General features: G+C 34.3%; 15 protein-coding genes. 5 read left to right on the forward strand and 10 right to left on the reverse strand.

Annotation, left to right across the window (positions count from 1 at the left end; genetic code table 11):
* Window positions 1-64 precede the first annotated feature (64 nt).
* The 5 genes from C8C87_RS08125 to C8C87_RS08145 form a co-directional block, all read right to left on the reverse strand.
* Window positions 65-565: a glutathione peroxidase gene (locus C8C87_RS08125; protein ID WP_369800966.1), complete on the reverse strand. Its 501-nt coding sequence runs from the start codon at window positions 563-565 to the stop codon at window positions 65-67.
* Between the two features lie 229 nt (window positions 566-794).
* Entirely contained in the window at window positions 795-3,008 is a 2,214-nt protein-coding gene (locus C8C87_RS08130) for a TonB-dependent receptor (protein ID WP_121342241.1), read from the reverse strand.
* A 3-nt stretch (window positions 3,009-3,011) separates the two neighbouring features.
* Complete coding sequence (locus tag C8C87_RS08135; RefSeq protein WP_099715283.1) at window positions 3,012-4,307, reverse strand: tetratricopeptide repeat protein; 1,296 nt, start codon at window positions 4,305-4,307, stop codon at window positions 3,012-3,014.
* A gap of 95 nt (window positions 4,308-4,402) precedes the next feature.
* Window positions 4,403-4,954 (reverse strand): DUF4331 family protein, encoded by a 552-nt coding sequence (locus C8C87_RS08140; RefSeq protein WP_099715282.1) that lies wholly within the window; start codon window positions 4,952-4,954, stop codon window positions 4,403-4,405.
* 72 nt (window positions 4,955-5,026) lie between these two features.
* Window positions 5,027-5,680, reverse strand: coding sequence for a DUF4331 family protein (locus tag C8C87_RS08145; protein ID WP_099715281.1), 654 nt, complete (start codon window positions 5,678-5,680; stop codon window positions 5,027-5,029).
* 230 nt (window positions 5,681-5,910) lie between these two features.
* On the opposite strand from C8C87_RS08145, the gene C8C87_RS08150 reads away from it, so the two are divergent.
* Both C8C87_RS08150 and C8C87_RS08155 read left to right on the forward strand, forming a co-directional pair.
* Window positions 5,911-6,441 (forward strand): RNA polymerase sigma factor, encoded by a 531-nt coding sequence (locus C8C87_RS08150; RefSeq protein ID WP_099715280.1) that lies wholly within the window; start codon window positions 5,911-5,913, stop codon window positions 6,439-6,441.
* The gene (locus tag C8C87_RS08155; RefSeq protein ID WP_099715279.1) at window positions 6,441-7,226 is read left to right on the forward strand and encodes an anti-sigma factor domain-containing protein; all 786 of its coding nucleotides are present in this window, start codon (window positions 6,441-6,443) and stop codon (window positions 7,224-7,226) included. Before C8C87_RS08150 ends, C8C87_RS08155 begins: the two co-directional genes overlap by 1 nt.
* 108 nt (window positions 7,227-7,334) lie before the next feature.
* Here the strand turns inward: C8C87_RS08155 and C8C87_RS08160 are convergent, their stop codons facing one another.
* The 4 genes from C8C87_RS08160 to C8C87_RS08175 form a co-directional block, all read right to left on the reverse strand.
* Window positions 7,335-10,418: a fibrinogen-like YCDxxxxGGGW domain-containing protein gene (locus C8C87_RS08160; protein ID WP_121342242.1), complete on the reverse strand. Its 3,084-nt coding sequence runs from the start codon at window positions 10,416-10,418 to the stop codon at window positions 7,335-7,337.
* A gap of 26 nt (window positions 10,419-10,444) precedes the next feature.
* Complete coding sequence (locus C8C87_RS08165; protein WP_121342243.1) at window positions 10,445-15,499, reverse strand: hypothetical protein; 5,055 nt, start codon at window positions 15,497-15,499, stop codon at window positions 10,445-10,447.
* A 122-nt stretch (window positions 15,500-15,621) separates the two neighbouring features.
* Window positions 15,622-15,930 carry a hypothetical protein gene (locus tag C8C87_RS08170; protein ID WP_121342244.1) on the reverse strand — a complete coding sequence of 103 codons (309 nt, stop codon included), beginning with the start codon at window positions 15,928-15,930 and terminating at the stop codon, window positions 15,622-15,624.
* A complete protein-coding gene (locus C8C87_RS08175; RefSeq protein WP_121342245.1) occupies window positions 15,927-16,397 on the reverse strand; it encodes a T9SS type A sorting domain-containing protein in 471 nt (156 codons plus the stop codon). Before C8C87_RS08175 ends, C8C87_RS08170 begins: the two co-directional genes overlap by 4 nt.
* A 924-nt stretch (window positions 16,398-17,321) precedes the next feature.
* On the opposite strand from C8C87_RS08175, the gene C8C87_RS15780 reads away from it, so the two are divergent.
* Window positions 17,322-17,867 (forward strand): AraC family transcriptional regulator, encoded by a 546-nt coding sequence (locus C8C87_RS15780; RefSeq protein WP_147402366.1) that lies wholly within the window; start codon window positions 17,322-17,324, stop codon window positions 17,865-17,867.
* A gap of 53 nt (window positions 17,868-17,920) precedes the next feature.
* Here C8C87_RS15780 and ccsA read toward each other — a convergent pair whose 3' ends face one another.
* Window positions 17,921-21,127, reverse strand: coding sequence for a cytochrome c biogenesis protein CcsA (gene ccsA / locus C8C87_RS08185; protein WP_121342247.1), 3,207 nt, complete (start codon window positions 21,125-21,127; stop codon window positions 17,921-17,923).
* 200 nt (window positions 21,128-21,327) lie between these two features.
* Between ccsA and C8C87_RS08190 the strand changes: the two genes are divergently transcribed.
* Both C8C87_RS08190 and C8C87_RS08195 read left to right on the forward strand, forming a co-directional pair.
* Window positions 21,328-22,101: a Rossmann-like and DUF2520 domain-containing protein gene (locus tag C8C87_RS08190; RefSeq protein WP_121342248.1), complete on the forward strand. Its 774-nt coding sequence runs from the start codon at window positions 21,328-21,330 to the stop codon at window positions 22,099-22,101.
* Window positions 22,085-22,612, forward strand: coding sequence for an HAD family hydrolase (locus C8C87_RS08195; RefSeq protein ID WP_099715271.1), 528 nt, complete (start codon window positions 22,085-22,087; stop codon window positions 22,610-22,612). Before C8C87_RS08190 ends, C8C87_RS08195 begins: the two co-directional genes overlap by 17 nt.
* Window positions 22,613-22,743: the final 131 nt, after the last annotated feature.

Here is a 22,743-nt window from a genome sequence, read left to right on the forward strand (position 1 = left end):
AAAAGAGATTTTCATTTGACTGAAAATCTCTTTTAAAATATTTTACTTTTTTAAAATCAGTAAATTACGCTTTGATCCAATTCAATACTTCAGGATCTGTTACCAAAGTTTTTGGGGAAATCACTTTTTCTAATTCTCCTTTTTCGTTGATTAGGTATTTTTGAAAATTCCATTCCACAGTTGAATCTTTCAATCCGTTTTTTGATTTTTGAGTCAAAAACTGATAGATAGCAGCCATATCATCACCTTTTACAGAAACTTTGTCCATCATAGGAAAAGTTACTCCGTAATTCAGTTGGCAGAAAGTAGCAATTTCTTCATTTGTTCCCGGTTCTTGAGAAGCAAAATTATTCGCAGGAAAACCTACAATCACTAATCCTTTGTCTTTGTATTCTTTATAAACAGCTTCAAGATCTTTGTATTGTGGCGTCAATCCACATTTTGAAGCAGTATTTACAATCATGATTTTTTTACCTTTCAAAGAAGCAAAATCAAAACTGTTTCCAGATAAATCTTCTACTTTGAACTGATAAATTGTTTCTTTAGCTATTGATGCGTTGCTCATTTTGGTTTCAGTTTTTTTAGGTTGCGCCTGATTTTGACAGCTAAATAAGATTAAAGCAAATGTGGCAATAAATACTAGATTTTTCATATTTAAAATTTTTTATAAAAATAGACAATTATTTGTCTCATTAAAATTTATTTTCGTTAAACACACGTTAAAAAACAAAGAAGCCTGACATTGTGAAAATGCCAGACTTCCAAACAAATAAACAACAAATCTTCAATGCGTATTAAAATGTATAGGTAATTTTCCCTTTCATAAAAAAAGGTGTTCCGGGAGTAAAATGAATCTCTTCGACACTTTCTGGTTCATTTTGCAACCTTGATTCTGTTGCAAACTGTGTTTCATTCCATTCTGTATCAAAAATATTCTCAACTGCTATTCCGAAATTGATATTCTTATATTGATAATTAACATTTAAATCGGATATAAAATAACCTTTGGCAACAATAGAATTATCTTCATTTGCCGGGCGATTTTTTAAATAACGATACCGTATTCCTCCTGAAAAACCATTCACTTTCTGGAAACTTAGTCCTCCAGTCGTGGTGAAATCTGGCGCTAACGGAATGTAATTCTGACCTTTTGGTTCATCAATACTTCTGGCATAAGTATAATTTGCATCAGCATCAAAATACAACCAATCGTTCAACTGATAACGCAACCCAAGCTCTGCTCCCATGCGTTTTGATTTTCCGCTTGGCTCAATGATTCCGGCATCTCCCACGTAAACAAATTCCTGCTCCAAAAATAAATACCACAAAGCGGAATTCACGATTAACTTAGGAAATGGTTTCCAGATGGTACCAATATCCGTTCCTATTGCGGTTGGTAAAATTTGTTTTCCACTGTTTTGAACGACCACTCGAGCATCATTCGAATGGAAACCCATTCCTGATTTTATAAAAAACTGCAAATTGTTATTTTGCGAATAAATGAAATTCAGTTTTGGAGAAAATTTAACTTTAGATTCCGATTGTGTTTTGTAATTCTCAGTCAACTTATCTTGGTAATTGAATTTGAAATAATCCAATCGAATGGCCGGATTAATCATCAATTTTCCAAAATTGAATTCTGAATTCAAGTACGAAAACAAATTAGATTCATCAATATCTCCTAATTTTATATTTTCTAAAACTGTTCTTCTGTTCAAAGTATGAGAAAGTTCCGTATCTTTAGTAGCATCTGCACGAAAACCTCCACCAAACTGTAACAAAACATCTACATCATTTAATTTCGTTTTCTTATTCAACTCGGCATTCATTCCATAAATATCCCTGTTTTCTTTCTGTTTAATTTGATCTCCATTTATTGGATCTTCCAGGAAGAAAGTAAAATTCGAATACAATTCAAATTGATAATTTGAATAAAAAGCATTGGCTTTCAAGAACGTATTTTCATCAATTGGTTTACTCAAACTTGCACTGAAGTTTGTTCGGGATGTATTTCCTCCTTCGGTATCATCAACGGAACCAAATCTAGAAATCGTTCCATTATCAATCAGCCGTTGCGGAATTTGACCCGAAGCATCCCATTTGCTTGAAAAGCGAGAAGCCAAGATTGAAAACTTGCTATTGTCACTTAAAATAGCTGAATATTTTCCTAACAGATTGACCCTATTGAAATTTTGGGGGGAATCAAAAGGACCATCTGTTAGAATATATTCTGTGGCAATGTAGGCGCTTTGTGTTTTTTGGTTGCCCAAAAGATTAAACAATCCTACTGTTCTCATGGTGTTGAATTGCCCTATTTCGATACCAATACTACTTTTTTCTATTTTATCTTTAGTTTGGAAAGCAACGTATCCTGCCGTTGCAAAATCCCCTTTACTGGCATAATACGTTCCTTTTCCAAAATCTATTTTTTCTACCGTTTCCGGAATTACAAAATGCAAATCGGCGTAGCCCTGACCATGTGCATGAGAAACCATATTTACTGGCATTCCATCTACTGAAATGGCAATATCTGTTCCATGATCGATATCAAAACCTCTAAGAAAAATTTGCTCCGCTTTTCCTCCACCGGCATGTTGCCCGATGAATAATCCAGGTACTTTTCGCAAAATTTCTTGCGAAGAATTTACCGGAGTGGTTTGCAAATCTATTTTAGAAATTACATTCATAGCCGAAAGTTTCGGTTGGATTACTATTTCATTCAATCTAAAAATATCATCTTCCAGAATGATTATGTCATCCGAAGAAACAATGGTGAAGTTTGACTTTTTATATCCTAGCGCCGTTATTTTTATAACGTCTCCCAAAACTGTTTTATCTAAGCTAAACAATCCAAATTCATTTGTATGCGCATGACTTTCAGAATTTGTATTCACTAAGTAGGCGTTTTCAACAGGATTACCATCGCTATCCAATACTTTTCCTTTTTGGATTTGGCCATAGGAAGACAACCCAAAAAGGGTGATCATCACTAAAATAATATTTTTCATACGCTATAATTGATTTACCTTTTTGTCAAAATTAGGTCCCAATTCATACAAGCTGGACAGTAATTCTTCCTTAATAGGTTTCGCTTTAAGCGCTAAATTATTTGATTTATATATCATTGCTAAGTGGTATTGTACCTTTGGTTCAAAGGATTTTCCAACCACATGATTCTGAGCAATTTCTAATGCTTTTTTATTTTCGCCTACATTTAGGTATGCCCAAGCCAATAAGTCATAGGAATCTGCAGTGGGTCTGTGCTCTACTTCTATTTTGGCAATTTCTAATGCTTTTGAAGCTGTTTTTTTGTCATCAGCATAAATCAAAGCATTGTATTTGTTGTACATCGCGCCATAATTATTTTTCTCCATCATAGAAAAATAAGCGTTTCTATTTCTTACTTCATTGGTTTTATCTCCTTTAAATTGGGCAATTTGAGATTTCAACAAATAAAAATCTGGAGTATTATGAGTAACAGCTATAGCATCAATAATTCTATTTGCCTCATTTATATTTCTTTCTTTAGAGAAAACTATCCAAGCAATTCCTTTTAAAGCATAGGAATAATTAGGATCTAATGCTAATGTTTTTAGGAAACTGTCATACGATTCCTGAATTCTTCCCGCATGACCATAAAAATCTCCAAGGTTTGAATAAGACCAAATTTTAAGTCCTTTGTTATCGTCTTTTTCAGCAATATCTCTCGCTTTTTCCATGAAAGTTATGGCTGTATCCAAATCTCCTTTGTGATCGTTCCATTTTGCCAAGCGAATCAAATAATCAAAACTATTCATGTCTCTAATGGCGTTCAGATTTTTAACCGCTTCCGGATAATTTCCTAATTCCATTTGAACGTCGAACAATAATTTTTGGGTTTCTTTTTTTCCTTCGCCTATTGCTAATGCTTTATTAGCTAACTCCAACGCTTCTTTGAAACGGTGTTGTGAAATGTAATTTCTTGCTAATGATCGAATCGTTGATACTCTGGAATAATCATACGCTTCGTTTGATTTTGTCAATAATTCTTCCGTTTTATATAGGTTTTTAATATTTCCTGTATATTCGAAAAGCATGTTGTAATTTGATGCTAATTGACTTAAATAACTGATTTGGTTTGGAGCTGCATCAAATTTTTTCTGCCAAAAATCAATTTCTTTGTATGCAAAAGTCAGTGATTTATTTTCCTTTAAAGTCAAATATTTATTATAGTCTTCAGCCTTTGTAATTTGTTCTGATTTAGTCTCGCAACCGAATATAAATAGGATTGTGAAAACTAAAAATGATATTGTTTTTAAAGTTTTCATACTCTAATTGTTTTGTTTGTTTGTTTGTTTGTTTGTTGTAATAAAAAAAACAGAGCGAAAATTGTTGCAAGCGCTCTGTTTTTTTTTAGAAAATATTACCAAGCAGAAGCTAAGTAAGGGAAAGTTGTACCAAATGCTTTATCATTTGCATTTACATTATCTTTAGTAAGACCTGGGTTAGAAGTACCAGCTGAACCACCAAAAATTAATAATAATTCAACATCAATTACATCATCTGCCAAAGCTCTACCAGTTAAGATATTAGTTCCGTCAAAGAAAGTTGTTTTTGCTGTTTTAGAAACTCCTAATACATCTGTAGCCAAAAGACCTGTAAGCTGAGCAGCTGTTTGTCCTAAAGCATTAGTAGTATATGCAGAATTCAAAGCTAATAATCTAGATTGAAAAATAGGTTGATATTTAGCTCCCATTGCCGAAGGAATTGCAGCATTAAAATCATCTTTAGGTTGCCCTGAAGCAACGAATACAGTATTGATTGCCGGTCTTGCCATTTGATCTTGCTGAACATAAGTTCCTGAAAAATCTAGGCTTACAGAACCACCGTTTGAATCGTCATTATCACAATTTACTGAAACAACTGCAGCTACTAGCGCGATTGTTATAATTTTGAATTTATTTGTTTTACTCATGATCTTTATATTTTAAGTGTTTTGGAAATCGTAAATATTCGATTTCATGTTTTTACTTTTTTAATAAAATAATTATTGTTTTTTCTTAGTTTCAGCCCAAACATTTATTGTGCTTGAAGAACCTAGCATTGTTTTTGGAACTTCTACTACAATTGACATTACATTAGTTCCTGCAAATGTATCAACACCCGGATTATTAAATCCTGAAGCAGTTCCTCCAAGAATTGCTTTAAATTGACCTAAATCAAAGAAGAAAGGATCGTCTCTTGGTCCTGCGAAAAATTTCATTCCGTTTTGTTCAGCAGTTAAAGCTGTTGCGCCATAAGTAGAAATTGTAACATTTCCTGTAGCAGCAGTCGTTTTAACTGTACTTGATGTTCCTGTAGTTCCCGGAGCAACTGGTCCGAAGAAATACATTTTGTCATCTCTCTTGATTGCTTGAATCACTAAGTCTTCAACATTGTCACCTGTGTTATCAATATTGATCTCAACCATTACATTTTCTTTAAATGTAGCTGCACCTGTAGCATTAGGACTTAACAATCCTTGAGTGTTTACTGCAAATACTAAATTACTTGTGTTTTGACCTTGAAAGGCGTACACATCAGTAATATCACCCGCATCTCCAGACATTGTAGCCGGAGCATCTATGTGATCCGCTGCTACTAATATTAAGCCCGAAATCGCCACTAGCGATAGACCTAAAATCATTTTTGTTTTTTTCATTTTGTTATAAATTAAAAGGTTATAAAGGCATTTACGGGAAAGTGTTTCTTTTGGTTTTAAAAATCTTAATAAAAAATCAATTAAATATTTAAATAATTGATAATCAATTACTTAAATACTTAAATAAAATATAATTATTTTAGTTTTAATTTTTTTATTATCTTGACAATCATTAAATCAATCATTTCTAAATAAGATTGTATAAGTTTGTATAAGTAAAATAGTAAGATATGAGTCAAGAAGAGTTATTAGTATTAATTTATAAGAAAGACGAAAGGGCATTTACACATCTATATGATATGTATTCCAAAAGTTTATTTTCGGTTATAAATGTTCTCGTAAAAAACAGAGAAGAAGCAGAAGACGTGCTTCAGGAAGTATTTGTAAAAATTTGGAAGAATATAGATTCTTACCATGAGAGCAAAGGAAGATTCTACACTTGGATCCTGAATATTGCCAGAAACACTTCTATAGATAAACTGCGTTCAAAAAATTTTAATAACAGTCAAAAAAACCTTTCTACAGATAATTTCGTAAATCACTTTGAAGACAGTTCTAAACTAGTCGACAAAATGGATACTATTGGATTGCAAGAGTTTGTAAAAAGACTAAAACCAAAATGTATTCAAATAATAGATTTACTGTTTTTTAAAGGCTATACCCAACAAGAAGCTTCTGATGAATTGGCAATTCCTTTGGGAACAGTAAAAACACAAAATAGAAATTGTATTAATGACTTAAGAAATTATTTGAAAGTATAATGGAAACAAAAGAATATATAGAATCAGGTATCCTGGAGCTTTATGTTTACGGTTTACTAAGTGAACCCGAAAACGAACAAGTAAGCACCATGGCGAAAAACAGCCCGGAAATTAACGACGAAATTATAGCGATAGAAAAAGCCATTGTTGCTTTATCATCCAGCTTTTCACCGTTTCATTCAGTGGCTAATTATGAAAAAATTAAAGCTAAACTGGAACTCAAACATGCTAAAGTAATCGAGTTACAGCCTACCAGCAATTGGTCACAATATGTTGGTTGGGCAGCAGCAATTCTATTATTGGTTGGTATTGGATATCAATACAATCAATTAGATGAAACTACTACGCAAGTAGCCAATACTGAAGTTGAGAAAGCTAAATTAGAGAAAGAATTTAATGTCTTAAAATTAAAAAACACGGCTAACGAAACGAGTTTAGCGGTTGTAAGAGACACTAAAAATACTGTTGTAGCACTTGGTGGACAAGTAGTTGCTCCAGAATCTTTTGCAAAAGTATATTGGAATCAAGATACTAAAGTAGTCTATATTGATGCTGCGGGTTTACCGGAGCCACCAGAAGGAATGGTTTATCAGGTTTGGGCATTAAAATTAAGCCCGTTGACTCCTACAAGCATTGGATTATTGGAAAACTTTGATGCAAATGAGCAAAAATTATTTGCTGTGAATAATGCTAATGAAGCAGAAGCTTTTGGAATCACACTTGAGCCAAAAGGTGGAAGCTTAACTCCTACAATGGAACAATTATATACATTAGGAAAAGTGTAAATCATCTCTTTTTCTGTAATACTAAAAAAGGTTCAACTTTACAGTTGAACCTTTTTTTATGGAAATAACTCAAGAACTATTTCAAGCAATTATATTCATTAGAGAAAATCATCGTACCCAATACCAAATAATTCCCGGATTTGAATTGCCACAACAACCTAACCATGGTGCAGGACTAAAACCATTAGTTGAAACTAAAGTTCCCCACCAATCACCGTTAGCATCATTACTTGTCGTAATAGCTCCTTGTGAACCCGGAGAATACCATGGCATTATTTGTTCTATTCCACTTCCTTGATAAGACCAAGAATCAAATTTTGTATTTAAAGTAATATCTGTTTGAGTATTATTAGTATTTACAAAACTATATGCTTGATTTGCTGTCCAAATTCCTCCCCATCGCCCTCGTGTTGTTGCATCTATCATATATTGAAAACCACTGCTGCTCTTTTTAATATAATCTGCATAAGCAATGATGGAATATTGTCCGTTAATCGTTGGAGCCGTTTCATTTCTTAAAATAGCATTATTCCCATCCCAACCTGAACCATTATTATTACACATTATCAACGTCCAGCCACCGCCGTCGGTAGTCATATCAGCATAAATCTGAAAAGGAGTTCCTCCATTTATATTTGGATTTGTAATCCAATACAATCCATCTGCAGCGCTTGGATAATCGGCTTTTATTTGTAAAGCATTCACTCCCGCTGATGCTGCTGATAATCCATCGTTAGATTTAGTAGAAACTGCCTGACCGTATTTAGTCAATGAATTGCTTGTGGCCAATGCCCCATTTTTATTAATATAATTAAAATCAGTAGCCGAAATTTGACCATTATTTGTTAAAACAGAAACTGCATTTACTGTTAAAGTAGCACTTATGGAATCCCCAAAATAAGTCGCATCCCCTGCTTGACTAGCCGTGATTGTAGTGCTTCCTGCTCCTACAATTGTTACAGTTGTTCCACTGATGGTTGCTACAGCAGTATTACTACTTGCATAAGTAATAGCACCAGTGCTAACACTAGTTGGTGGTGTAATTATATAAGAACCATCAAAATACGTTTTTATTTGTGAATTAAAATTGCTTAAATTGGGATTGTTCAGTACGGTTACAGTCACACTATTGGAAACAGAACAGCCTTCATTAGCAGAGTAACCAGTAACTTGATACGTGGTCGTTTCTGTTGGGCTCAATGTTAATGTTTCGCCGGCTACCATTGGTTGTCCATAAATATTGTAGTAAGAAGCAGTACTTTTTTCAATCGCTTCTCTATTTGAATCAGATAATACAGAATTGAAAACAAATATATCAGCCACATCAGCATCTGAAGGTTCACTTTCATTAATCCTTAAACCATTTGGTCCAGTAGATCCTCCATTTGTATTAACCGTTTTAGAAATCCCGTTTTCAAAAATTGTTGAAGCACTACCAGTTCCTGTTGCTGTATATACAAATGGATTGTTGTCTGCTGATATCCCACCAGGTTGAGAAACCCAACCATCAAAATAAGCTTGACTTTTACTTCCATTCCACCAACCTAACAACCAGTTATTGTTATTAGCATTTAGAACTCGACCCCTACTCGGACCTGTTTGTTTTGCGGCATATACTACTGTATATGGAGGTGTAAAATTTACATTATTTTTTATGTTTTGTCCGGTGTTAAATCTTAAAATAGGTTTATTATTCAATCCATTATAAACATAAAGTGGTTGTGCACCAACAGAAGATGGAATCATATCATTTCCATTCCCGGATTGATCGTAAAGTTTAACACAGTAACCTGCCGAAACACCCAGCCAAGTACTAATTGAAGCTGTATCTAAATCAGTATTTATAAATCCAAAATCAGCTTCCGCATTGTCACTATCGCGCCTCAAGCGAACCGCAAATCCAGTATAATCAGATCGTAGTAAACGAAGACCAACCGCTAGCTTACAGGTTGGAACTTGATCCAAAGGTGTAGTCAAACCTGTACCCCACAAATAAGTACTGGCCCCAGAAGCAGTCAGTGTAATTGAATCTCCTGAATTAAGACTAGCTGATGCTGGAGTAATAGTAACTGTAGACAAAGTCTCAACTATCACAGCACCCGAAACAGCACTGGTAACTGGCAATCCTAACAATCCTGAAACAACAACATAATAATACGTAGTGCCATTAACTGTAGTTGGCGGAATAAAAGTAGCTCCAGTAGCACCCGCTATTAAAGTTCCTCCGCTTGTACTGGAACTAGAATTACTGTACCATTGATAAGTTAGATTTTGCCCCGAAGCCTGAACAGTCAAAGGGGTTGCCGTTGTTCCTACACATTCTAAATGAGTTGAAGAGGAAGGATTAATCACTATTGCTGTAGTGCACAAAGTCATGGCAATTCCATAATAAGTGCCTTGATTGCATTCTAATGACAGTCGAATAGTAGGAACATTTAAAGCTGAAAATCCTATTGCTTCGCTTTGTAATATCGATCCTCCACTATTACCACCATCGTAATTGCCTATAAATACTTGAGTTAAGTTATCGGTTTGAGTGCTAATGGACAAAACCATAGCTTGATTAACCGGAGCCAGAGATTCAGCAGTTGTTTTTGGGATTCCATCTTTCCATATTGCAAGCGGATAAACATTAGAATGAAATGTAGTACCTCCAGATTCCAATATACCTCCTATTCTGGGACTTCCCTCTAGAATGGTATGATAACTCGGCCAATTCATACTTTCTGACTTTATCACCGATGTGATACTGGCTAAACTTAATAATCCAGAATAAACTAGCCCTTTATTTCCTGAAAAATCGATAGCTACTCTAGTTCCAATGTATTTAAAAGTGCCATTAAATACAATTTTGGGTTGAACGTTATTATCTGTTTTAATCAAATTCCTTCCATTCCCACTTTGGTCATACCAAATAGTTACAAAAGCATCATTTGAACCTACAAAAGCCAGTAAGGTTGTTGTATCTAAATCTCCATTACTATCAAAACCAATATCCTGTGTGGCATTATCAGTACTGCGACGAACTTGTATCGCACTGCCAACATAAGAAGTACTTAATTTCCTCAAACTATAGGCAACTGCTGCAGGTGTGCCGCCAGTCAGTCCTAAATTGTCTAAAGTATTTTGTGCATAACCCTCTAAAGTGGCAACGATCAAAAAAAAGAAAAATATTTTTTTATAAAACTTCATGATATAACTGTATTAGAAGCTATTTATTAATAAAAATAATCAAATTGAATTCTATCGTTTACCGATAATGTGTATGATCCATTATTAGCAGGAATATAAGTTAATGTAGTTCCTGTCCAGCTATATGCTGAGTTACTAATTCGAATACCATTCACATACATTTTTACTTTACTATTTGTCGATGGTGTTTGCGACAAAGTAAAATTTATTACAGCTGCAGTTGCAGTAAATTCATCTGCTATCTCTCTCACAGGGACAGCCCCAGTTGAAACAGTTCCATCCGCCATTAAATATTGAGACGCGGTACCACTTGGTATTTTATATCCTGCTGCAGTTAAATTACCACTTGTTTTAACATCTGTAATAGCACTAAAAGAACCACTTCCATCAGAGCCTAATTGAATCGTATTAGATGCAGTTACGATTGCATTTGCACCAATGGCAACTGAATTTGTAATTCCATCAGAACCAACATCTGCATTATTACCAATAGCTGTATTTTGTGAACCTGAAATATTATTTAACAAAGTTGAACCTCCAATGGAAACATTATTCCCACCAGAAACATTATTAGACAGTGCTATATATCCAAGTGCAGTATTTCCATTTCCGTTATCATTCAATGCTAAAGCTCCTCTACCTATTCCGGTATTTGCGTAACCAGCATTACTTTCTAAAGCTCCAAGTCCAATTGCTGTATTTGAGTTTTCATTAAACTTACCTCTTCCGACAGTAACTCCATTAATAGTCGCATCTGAGCTAAAAACTTTAGTCCCAGAAATAGTTTGGTTCGTAGTTAAATCAACAAAATTAGTACTTGTATTTGCACTTATAGTTGCAATAGCATCAGTTACAAATTCAGTTGTAGCAATTTGTGTAGTAGAAATTCCTGCTGTAGCAGTTGGTGCCAATGGTGCTCCTGTAAAGGTTGGTGATTCCAAAGGTGCTTTTAGATCTAAATCTGTATTCGAAGCTTTTGTATCCAATGCCGTTTGAGTTGCTGAAGAAACTGGTTTGTTTGCATCACTTGTATTGTCTACATCTCCTAATCCAACCATTACTGCTGTCACTCCAGAAACTGTTCCAGTAAATGTTGGTGATTCCAAAGGTGCTTTTAAATCTAAATCTGCATTCGAAGCTTTTGTATCCAATGCCGTTTGCGTCGCTGCAGAAACTGGTTTATTTACATCACTTGTATTGTCCACATCTCCTAATCCAACCATTAGTGCTGTCACTCCAGAAACAGTTCCAGTAAATGTTGGTGATTCCAAAGGTGCTTTTAAATCTAAATCTGCATTCGAAGCTTTTGTATCCAATGCCGTTTGAGTTGCTGAAGAAACTGGTTTGTTTACATCACTTGTATTGTCTACATCTCCTAATCCAACCATTACCGCTGTCACTCCAGAAACTGTCCCAGTAAATGTTGGTGATTCCAAAGGCGCTTTTAGATCTAAATCTGCATTCGAAGCTTTTGTATCCAATGCCGTTTGCGTCGCTGCAGAAACTGGTTTGTTTACATCACTTATATTGTCTACATCTCCTAATCCAACCATTACCGCTGTCACTCCAGAAACTGTCCCAGAAAATGTTGGAGAGTCCAAAGGTGCTTTTAAATCTAAATCTGCATTCGAAGCTTTTGTATCCAATGCCGTTTGCGTCGCTGCAGAAACTGGTTTGTTTACATCACTTGTATTATCTACATCTCCTAATCCAACCATTACCGCTGTCACTCCAGAAACTGTTCCGGTAAATGTTGGTGATTCCAAAGGCGCTTTTAGGTCTAATAAAGTTTGGCTTAAAGTGATTGATGCTGCTAGATTTGTGGCTAAAGTCGTTTCGGCAGTAGTTGCTCTATTTGTTTCTGTAGTAATTGCAGTTGCATTTATTCCTTCCGCTAAAGTTGCTCTGTTGGTTTCAGTCACCAAATTTGCAGCGATAGTATTTTCAGCAGTTGTTGCTCTGGTAATTTCAGTTGCTAAAGCTGTTGAATTCGATAAAGCACTCGCATCAACGTAGGTTTTTGTCGCTTTTTCTGTTGGGAATTTAACATCTGAATTCGTTGCAAATGTTCCATCAGTACTTTTATTTGCTGTAGCTTCTTTAGTAGCTTCAACTGTTATGGCACGAGTTATTTCAGTGGCTAGATTCGTGGATAAAGTTGTTTCTGCAGTAGTAGCTCTAGTTGTTTCTGTCGTAATTGCAGTTGCATTTACTCCTTCGGCTAAAGTTGCTCTGTTGGTTTCAGTCACCAAATTCGCAGCTATAGTATTTTCAGCAGTAGTTGCTCTGGTCACTTCAGTAGCCAAAGCTGTTGAATTGGATGAAGCACTCGCATCAACATAAGTTTTTGTTGCTTTTTCTGTTGGGAATTTCACATCTGAATTCGTTGCAAATGTTCCATCAGTACTTTTATTTGCTGTAGCTTCTTTTGTGGCTTCTGCTGTTGTAGCACGAGTTATTTCAGTGGCTAGATTCGTAGCTAAAATTGTTTCTGCAGTAGTTGCTCTGGTGGTTTCTGTCGTAATTGCAGTTGCATTTATTCCTTCCGCCAAAGTTGCTCTGTTGGTTTCTGTAACCAAATTCGAAGCGATAGCATTTTCAGCAGTTGTTGCTCTGGTAACTTCAGTTGCCAAAGCGGTTGAGTTTGATGAAGCGCTAGCATCAACATAGGTTTTTGTTGCTTTTTCTGTTGGGAATTTAACATCTGAATTTGTTGCAAAAGTTCCATCAGTACTTTTATTTGCCGAAGCTTCTTTTGTCGCTTCTACAGTTGTAGCACGAGTTATTTCAGTGGATAGATTTGTGGCTAAAGTCGTTTCAGCAGTAGTTGCTCTATTTGTTTCTGTCGTAATTGCAGTTGCATTTATTCCTTCCGCTAAAGTTGCTCTGTTAGTTTCAGCAACCAAATTCGCAGCGACAGCATTTTCCGCAGTAGTTGCTCTGGTTGTTTCTGTTGTAATTGCAGTTGCATTAACTCCTTCGGCTAAAGTTGCTCTGTTGGTTTCAGCAACCAAATTCGAAGCGATAGCATTTTCAGCAGTAGTTGCTCTGGTAACTTCAGTTGCCAAAGCGGTTGAACTTGATGAAGCACTAGCATCAACATAGGTTTTTGTCGCTTTTTCTGTTGGGAATTTCACATCGGAATTCGTTGTAAATGTTCCATCAGTGCTTTTATTTGCTGTAGCTTCTTTTGTTGATTCTGCTGTTGTGGCACGAGTTATTTCAGTAGCTAGATTCGTTGTTAAAGTTGTTTCAGCCGTGGTTGCTCTATTGGTTTCAGTCACCAAATTCGCAGCGATACCATTTTCAGCAGTAGTTGCTCTATTTATTTCTGTCGTAATTGCAGTTACATTTACTCCTTCGGCTAAAGTTGCTCTGTTGGTTTCTGTAACCAAATTTGCCGCGATAGTATTTTCAGCAGTTGTAGCTCTAGTTACTTCAGTTGCCAAAGCTGTAGAATTCGATGAAGCACTCGCATCAACGTAGGTTTTTGTTGCTTTTTCTGTTGGAAATTTCACATCTGAATTCGTTGTAAATGTTCCATCAGTACTCTTATTTGCTGAAGCTTCTTTGGTAGCTTCGGCTGTAGTGGCACGAGTTATTTCAGTGGATAGATTCGTGGCTAAAGTTGTTTCTGCAGTAGTTGCTCTGTTGGTTTCTGTAGTAATTGCAGTTGCATTTATTCCTTCCGCTAAAGTTGCTCTGTTGGTTTCAGAAACCAAATTCGTAGCGATAGTATTTTCAGCAGTAGTTGCTCTTGCAACTTCAGTTGCTAAAGCGGTTGAACTTGATGAAGCACTAGCATCAACATAGGTTTTTGTCGCTTTTTCTGTTGGGAATTTCACATCTGAATTCGTTGCAAAGGTTCCATCAGTACTTTTATTTGCCGAAGCTTCTTTTGTCGCTTCTGCAGTTGTGGCACGAGTTATTTCAGTGGTTAGATTCGTAGCTAAAGTTGTTTCAGCCGTAGTTGCTCTGGTTGTTTCTGTAGTAATTGCTGTTGCATTTACTCCTTCCGCTAAAGTTGCTCTGTTGGTTTCAGTAACCAAATTCGCAGCGATAGTATTTTCAGCAGTAGTTGCTCTTGCAACTTCAGTTGCCAAAGCAATTGAATTCAATGAAGCACTCGCATCAACATAGGTTTTTGTTGCTTTTTCTGTTGGGAATTTTACATCTGAATTCGTTGCAAATGTTCCATCAGTACTTTTATTTGCTGAAGCTTCTTTTGTCGCTTCTGCTGTTGTGGCACGAGTTATTTCAGTAGCTAGATTCGTTGTTAAAGTTGTTTCAGCCGTGGTTGCTCTATTGGTTTCAGTCACCAAATTCGAAGCGATACCATTTTCAGCAGTTGTAGCTCTGGTTACTTCAGTTGCTAAAGCTGTTGAATTGGATGAAGCACTCGCATCAACATAGGTCTTAACTGATTTTACACTTGGGAATTTAATATCCGAATTTCCATCAGTAATTATGTTAGTACTTTTATTTGCCGAAGCTTCTTTTAAATCCAGTGCTAATTTTGAAGCGTCACTAATTGGTTTATTCAAATCTGTCGTGTTATCCACATTCTCTAGTCCTAAATTAGTTTTTGTACCAAGAACTGTAGTTGCATTTGTACCTCCATTTTCAATTGCTACCACACCGGTAACATTAACAGCATTTATTGCCGAGTAAGCAAAAGGAACATAATTGAATGGTTGTTTACTAATTTCCGTAAATGAAGAACAGTCTCCACTAACATTTATACCAACTACCAAACTCTTATCAAGTGAATCCCATGAAATTTTATCAAATGAAGTGGCGTATCCTGAAGTTTGCGTTCCGGTTCCTATAATTAGGTTAACCATTCCGTAAGAATCAGTTTTAGTTCTAATAACTTCCTGATATTCAATATTTGAAAACTCATCAATAAATTTAAACTGCATGCAAATATCCTTGCTGGCCAATGGCAAATTAGAATTATTTAAATCTGATGTTTTAACTCCATTAGGGTTCAAAATTACAGCTTGATACGTTATTCCATTGGTTTGCGCAAAACTCTTAGCGCACAAAAAAAATATAAAAAGTAAAATTATTTTTTTCATGATTAAATTGATTTATAGTGAAATGAATTCAAAATCCGGTTCGATTAGTGTTAAGTGGTAACTTTTTTTTGACAGCAATAAAGCTATCTAAGTTTTATAAAATTAAAGCCAATACTAAATTCTTATGCCGTTCTTCCTTTTCTTAAATACGTCGTAGACCCAATGAATCCTGATTGAATTAAATAATCAAGATTTTTTGAGGAATTATTACAACACGAAAAAAAGGAATAGCATCTAACATCATTAAATGAGTTAGCTACACCTAAATAATACGAATTAGTAAAGAAATCAAAAGGAGTTAAATTTGATTTTCCAAAAGCGGCGTCACAAGCATATTGGGTAAAATTCTTTTCTATTCTGCGGTAAACTTCTTTAGAAAAAACTTGATATGTTGCAATAAGAGTAATAAACAAAAAGTATTTTTTTATCATAGTTTAATGATTTTAGTGAAATAACTAAAGCTTGGAGTATTTAGTCGAACTAGATATTCGGAGACTGGTAATAAAGGAAGTACAATAGTCAGAATCATATTGTCTGCTTTTTTCTTTTGTTCAAATACCAAGCGTCCGCTTAAATCAAAAACGTTGATATTTATTTCTTCGGTAATGACTTTTGAAAATTCAAAGCTCACCGTCTGAACAAATGGATTAGGGAATGTTGTTGCGGTGATCACTTCAGTTGGGTTTGAAGCAATGTATTTGCCCCAAAAACTTTGTTGAAATCCCTGCATGACAACATAATTATTACTGGAAGTTCCTGATATACTTTGTTGACCAATAGTTTGGGTAACTACTATTCCATCTGGTAATTTTTTAGATGTACCCTGTGAAGATAGCATTTGATGATGTAAAACTTGTCCGTGAAAGGTGACGGTAAAAAATATAAGTAAGTACCTCATAAAATTTATTTTAAACAATATTAAACTAAATTAATGTATTTCGTCGATAAAAAATGCCGTTAAACGAAAATACAAGTAATTAGTAAGAACTTTTCAGTTATTAGTAACTCTAAAATCGGAATAAGAAGAAAAGAAAAGCTTCAAATGGGTCCATAAACCCATGCTGTTTTCAACTAAATGGTTTTTAACAATAACCTATTCTTGATTAGAAATGTGTTATTTTTCAGTTTTTAGTAACTTAATAATTCAGCTTTAAATTAAAAACTGTAATTTTAAACGTATAAAAATTAAACAAAAATGCTTTCAAATTTATTTTTCATTATTACTGGTATTATTGGTTTTATAACCACTTTTTTAATTTTTACAAATTATAAATCCAATAGAATAATGAACCTATACATCATTCTATTAATACTTATAATTTCATTACGTTTCTTCTTATCTGGTTTTACCTATTTTATTTTCGATCCATCCTTTAGAAATACTTATTTTAAATATTCAAACCTATCATTAGTCGTAATTCCTATTTGCTATCTGTATTTTAAAAATTTGTCTGAGAATAGAAAGAAAATCAACTCCAAGGAGCTCTTGCATTTTATCTTTCCTGTATCTTTTTTTCTGTTTATAATTAATCGCAATCATTTCTATTTTGATTCTGAAAGGACAGGAGTTATTTTATATGGACTATTTTTTATTTTTGCAATAGTCTATGTTATTTTATGTTTTCGAATACTAAAGACTAAAATTTGGACCCGAAAAGGTGAAATCAAAGTAATTCAAAAGCAAAATAAATTAATTAACAACTGGACACTATTTTTATTTAGTGCTCTTGTACTCACAATATCCAGACTTTTTATATCAATCATCATAGAAATATATTTCGATGAAAGTATCAAAGGACACAGTTACCAATGGATATCGGCTATGATTTGGTTAACCATTTTATTCAAAATATTAATTTCTCCTGAAATTCTTTATGGATATAATGTGTTACACCAAAAGATCAATGAGAATAAAAACAACAATTTAGTATTGAATGATATTTGGAAAATGACTCCTGATATTGAATTAAATAATAGCCAACATTTAATTCTTAAAGAAAAAATAGATCAAAACATTATTAACTACATCAAGGAAATTGAAAGCATATCATTGAAATTTGAATTGTTCAGAAATGCAAATTTGACAATAACTGATTTAGCTAACAGCTTACAAATTCCCAAAAGCCATATTTCGTATTTATTTAAATACCACTCGACAATTTCTTTTTCTGAATATAAAAAAGTAATTCGCATACATGATGCCATCAAACACATTGAGTTAAACTACTTAAAAAATAACACTTTAGATTCCTTATCAAAAAAGGTTGGATTTACTTCATACAATCCGTTTTTTACAAGTTTCAAAGAAATTGCAGGTGTATCTCCATTGGAATATTATAAAATGAATAGAACAGAATTTGAGGAATAAAAAAAGGTTCAACTTATAAAGTTGAACCTTTTTTATGATGAAATAATTAAATCTTATTTCTTATAATACTTCTTGTATTTTGGATACGAAATAGCTCCAAATAAAGTTATTCCTCCAAGAGAATACCAGATCCAACTCAATGAATGCGCTTCTCCACTTGCGTACGAATGCAATCCTACCAAGTGAAAATTCACACCATAATAGGTGAATAAAATAGATATAAAAGCAAACATACTCATCAAATTGAAAATCCATTTTCCTCGTAAAGAAGGAACAAATCGAGCATGAATTACAAAAGCATAGACCATAATACTGATCAAGGCCCAAGTTTCTTTTGGATCCCATCCCCAATAACGTCCCCAACTCTCATTGGCCCATTGTCCGCCCAGGAAGTTTCCAATAGTCAACATAATCAACCCTATCGTTAATGCTAACTCATTGATATAAGTGATTTCCTGAATATTCAAATCCATTTTGGCTTTGTTTTTTTCATTGGTAAACAAAATCAGCAACAATGAAACTGCTCCTAAAATAAATCCTAATGCAAACGGACCATAACTAGCTACAATTACTGCAACGTGAATCATCAACCAATACGAATTTAAAACTGGTTGCAGATTTGCAATCTCCGGATCAATCCAGTTTAGATTTGCAGCCCAAAGAATCATTGCAGTTACAAAAGCTGATGAAGCCACAGTAAGTTTTGATTTTCTGTCGAAAGCCAAACCAAAAAACATGGTAGCCCAAGCAATATATATAATCGATTCATACGCATTACTCCAAGGTGCGTGACCGGAAATATACCAACGGGCAATTAAGCCTACAGTATGCAATGCAAATAATAATCCTATAATAATATGCATTGTATTTACTGTTATAGCTAATACTTTGCGCTCTTTGAAGATTTGCAAAATCGTAAAAAACAACATCAAAATCGCCGCTAAAACATACCAATAAAAAAGTTTATTGAAAACATCATATTTATTATACAGCACTTCTGATGTAATTCTTTCTTCACTTGGTCTCACTTTACTGCCAAAACGTTTTTGGAAACCATTCATACTTTCCAGTAATTCATCGGCAGTTTTATAATCATTAGAAACAGAAGCATTAGCCAATGAACCAAAATACAATGGCAGTACGTTTTTAGTATACGTAGCTTCCATTCCTTTCAATCCCGATTCGTTCAATTCTAAGTAAGAAATCCATTTATTATTTTTATCCTCCGGAATAGGGAAAATTTTTAATATTCGACCGCTTAACGCAGATTCCATCAAATTTACTCTTTTATCTGTTTCGATAAAATCCTTTTCAAATTGATTGGGGTTAGCCGATTTAAATGATTCTTCTAAATATTTAGAAAGTTTATAATTCCCTTTAGCATCAAAGAAAGCTACAAAAGGTGCAAATTTAGCTTTCTTATCAACACCGATTATTTGTCTTAAACTGTCGTTACCTCTTCTTAAATGAATGATTGGAATCTCTATCCAATAACTCGCATACTGAGTTATGGATAAGAAAACTTGGTCTGAATTCATATCATTATAAGAATCGCTTTGACTTACTTTTCGCAACAATTCTGATGAAAACGTATTGATAGGTTTCATTCTACCACCACCGTCTTGAATTACAAGTCTACCAAATTTTGCAGCATGTACTTCTGGAACTTTATATTTAGTAATCAAAGCATTCAGTTCGTCTTGACTGAATACTTTTTTAGTGTGATTGGCATGTGTTGCAGGTGTAGCCTCGGCTTCTGTATGAGCGTGACCTTCATGATCTGCGTGATTGTGTTCTTGTTCTTGCGCGAAACTATTGAAACTGAACAACAAAATCAGAATCGTCAAGAGTTTAGATTTCTTCATTTTTACAACTTCTAATTTGCGTTTAATATCCGCAAAACGAGAATATTTAGTAAACATAATCGCCATCATTGCAAAATACAACATAAAATAACCGCTATACGTAATTGCAGTTCCCCAGAAATCGTGGTTTACAGATAATATTGTTCCTTTTTCATCAGGATCGAAACCCGATTGGAAAAAGCGATATCCATCATAATCCAAAACGTTATTCATAAATATTCTGGCATCAAATGATTCTTTGTCTTGAACAGTAACTTTACTCTCAAATGAAGAATAACTTTTCTCTGTTCCTGGGTATTTCTGCGCAATAAAATCATTCAATTTTATCTTGAATGGCAAAACGTAGGCTTTACTTCCGTAGAAAAAAGTATAATCGATTTTTCCTATTTTCACTGTTTTAGAATCTCCTAATTTACCTTTGGAACCAAGTACTGTAACTGTCTTTTCTTGACCTTCGGCAGAGATTTTTACAGTTAATGCATCTTCATGATTCTTTGCTTTGAAATCATTATCCGATTCATAATCAACAACACCTTTTACCGCAGGATCAGGAAATACAAATCGCATTTCGCCGATAGAATACAGCGAACGCATCATCAATGGTTGTGCATTATCCTTAGTGACTTTACCCTGTAATTTATCAGCCATTCTCATGAAGTTTCCTTCAAAAGGCGTTTGAATCGTATAGGCACTTCCTGTTGTATTGATATTTATGGCTCCATCAGTATATTTATTTAAAGCAAATAATACATTATGAATATTTTGAACTTCACCGTCTTTCAAAAAATGCTCGTGACGACCTCCGTCTCCGGCTTCTACAATTTTTAAAAATACAGTCCCATTAGGATTTGGTTTAATGTATTCTTTGGCACCCATGATGAAGTTTTCATATTCTACTTCAAATGGTGTATCTGCAAATTTACCTGAAATACTGAAATCATTGTTCGTCGCAGGAGAAAGCAATACTTGTTTTTCAAAAACCCTGCGTTTCATTTCTCCTTTATATTCCCCGTCTGCAAAAACAGTCAGGAACGTTTTATCTGAAAAAACTTGATTTTCAGCAGCGCCTTCGCGAATAGGCATCATCCCTTCATAACTGATGTAACGGGTTACAAATGCACCGGCAATAATGAAGATAAAAGATAAATGGAGTAATAAAGTAGCCCATTTTTCTTTTTTCAATAACTGATAACGCTTGATATTTCCAATGAAATTAATCATGAAAAATACATGTATGGCCTCAAACCACCATGAGTTATAAATTAAAATTTTTGCTGTGTCGGTATTGTATTTGCTTTCGATAAAAGTTCCAGTAGCCATGGAAACCGCATATACAATAAATAAAAAAGCCATTAATCGAGTAGAAAACAAAAAAGAAAATATTTTTTTATCCATTTTTAAGGGATTATGTTTTTATAAAAGTGCCACAAAAGTACTTAAAAATGTTGACTTCTATATTCGCACATTTGTTAATTTAATCCAAAATTAAGTAGCTTCATTTTTTGGAATAAAAGTATATTTTAATTGGAGTTACAGTTTATTAGCCAATCCAAAATTGAATAAAACTCTTAATATTTTTTTGCTAATTTTGTCAAATGACTAAAGTAATTATTATTGGTTCAGGAAATGTAGCACAACATTTGATTGCAGCATTTCAAAATTCCCAAAAAATGGGAGCTGAAATCGAATTGGTTCAAGTTTTTTCAAGACAAATAGGAAGCGTCTCTCACCTACTCGATTTAAGTCAGATTACAAATGATTTAGATGCTTTAGCTGAAGCTGATTTGTATATTATTGCGGTTTCTGATGATGCCATTGCTGCCATTTCCTCGCAACTTCCTTTCAAAAATCGCTTGGTGGTCCATACCTCGGGAAGTGTTCCTTTGAATGTTTTGGATGACAATAATCGAAAAGGTGTTTTCTATCCTTTACAGACTTTTACTAAAAACAAGCCAGTAGATTTCAGAACTATTCCAATATGTTTAGAAAGTGAAAATGCAACCGATTATCAATTATTGGATAAAGTGGCCAAATCAATTTCTGATAAAATATTCGCTATCAACTCCGAACAAAGAAAAGCCTTGCATGTTGCAGCGGTTTTTGTCAATAATTTCACGAATCATTTGTACCAAATAGGTCAGGAAATTTGTCAGGAGCATCAGGTTCCTTTTGAAATTTTAAACCCTTTAATTACAGAAACAGCTCAAAAAATAATGTTACTTTCGCCGTCAGAAGCTCAAACTGGACCGGCTAAACGCAATGATACTGCAACTATCGAAGCACATGAAGCTTTTTTATCCGATGGAAACCACCTCGCAATTTATAAAACACTAACACAATCTATACAACATAATGGCAAGAAGTTATAAAGAAATAATGAATGATATTACTACGTTTATATTTGACGTAGACGGCGTACTTACTGACAGTTCTGTTTTTGTAACCAATGAAGGGGAAATTCTTCGTACCATGAATATTCGTGATGGTTATGCTATGAAAGCTGCCGTAGAAAGCGGCTATAATGTTTGTATTATTTCGGGAGGAAGCAACGAAGGTGTGCGCGTTAGATTACGTAATCTGGGAATTACAGATATTCATTTAGGGATACCAAACAAAGTAGAAACATTTGATGAATATACCGATGTTTACAATATCAATCCAGAACACGTTTTGTACATGGGCGATGATATTCCTGATTATCACGTGATGAAATTAGTAGGATTACCCGCTTGTCCACAAGATGCAAGCCCGGAAATCAAAGCTATTTCAAGATATATTTCACACAAAAACGGAGGAAAAGGAGCTGCTCGTGATGTTATCGAACAAGTGATGAAAGCGCAAGGAAAATGGATGGCTCATTTTGATGGGAAACATGATTAATTAGTAATCAGTCGTCAGTTTTTAGTAATCAGTTGCAATGATTATTAAAAAGTAATTTAGTTCTTTTTTTTTCTGAACACTGAATTTTACATAAACCATAAGAACTGACCCCTGAATACTAGATCCTCTAA

This window comes from Flavobacterium sp. 120 (assembly GCF_003633605.1).
Classification (GTDB): domain Bacteria; phylum Bacteroidota; class Bacteroidia; order Flavobacteriales; family Flavobacteriaceae; genus Flavobacterium; species Flavobacterium algoritolerans.

Coding starts and splice junctions, on each gene's coding strand:
- C8C87_RS08145 (WP_099715281.1), bottom strand. CDS start 5,680: ATGAAAAAAACAAAAATGATTTTAGGTCTATCGCTAGTGGCGATTTCG.
- C8C87_RS15780 (WP_147402366.1), top strand. CDS start 17,322: ATGATTTGGTTAACCATTTTATTCAAAATATTAATTTCTCCTGAAATT.
- C8C87_RS08140 (WP_099715282.1), bottom strand. CDS start 4,954: ATGAGTAAAACAAATAAATTCAAAATTATAACAATCGCGCTAGTAGCT.
- C8C87_RS08175 (WP_121342245.1), bottom strand. CDS start 16,397: ATGAGGTACTTACTTATATTTTTTACCGTCACCTTTCACGGACAAGTT.
- C8C87_RS08130 (WP_121342241.1), bottom strand. CDS start 3,008: ATGAAAAATATTATTTTAGTGATGATCACCCTTTTTGGGTTGTCTTCC.
- ccsA (WP_121342247.1), bottom strand. CDS start 21,127: ATGGATAAAAAAATATTTTCTTTTTTGTTTTCTACTCGATTAATGGCT.
- C8C87_RS08155 (WP_099715279.1), top strand. CDS start 6,441: ATGGAAACAAAAGAATATATAGAATCAGGTATCCTGGAGCTTTATGTT.
- C8C87_RS08135 (WP_099715283.1), bottom strand. CDS start 4,307: ATGAAAACTTTAAAAACAATATCATTTTTAGTTTTCACAATCCTATTT.
- C8C87_RS08190 (WP_121342248.1), top strand. CDS start 21,328: ATGACTAAAGTAATTATTATTGGTTCAGGAAATGTAGCACAACATTTG.
- C8C87_RS08165 (WP_121342243.1), bottom strand. CDS start 15,499: ATGAAAAAAATAATTTTACTTTTTATATTTTTTTTGTGCGCTAAGAGT.
- C8C87_RS08195 (WP_099715271.1), top strand. CDS start 22,085: ATGGCAAGAAGTTATAAAGAAATAATGAATGATATTACTACGTTTATA.
- C8C87_RS08150 (WP_099715280.1), top strand. CDS start 5,911: ATGAGTCAAGAAGAGTTATTAGTATTAATTTATAAGAAAGACGAAAGG.
- C8C87_RS08170 (WP_121342244.1), bottom strand. CDS start 15,930: ATGATAAAAAAATACTTTTTGTTTATTACTCTTATTGCAACATATCAA.
- C8C87_RS08160 (WP_121342242.1), bottom strand. CDS start 10,418: ATGAAGTTTTATAAAAAAATATTTTTCTTTTTTTTGATCGTTGCCACT.
- C8C87_RS08125 (WP_369800966.1), bottom strand. CDS start 565: ATGAGCAACGCATCAATAGCTAAAGAAACAATTTATCAGTTCAAAGTA.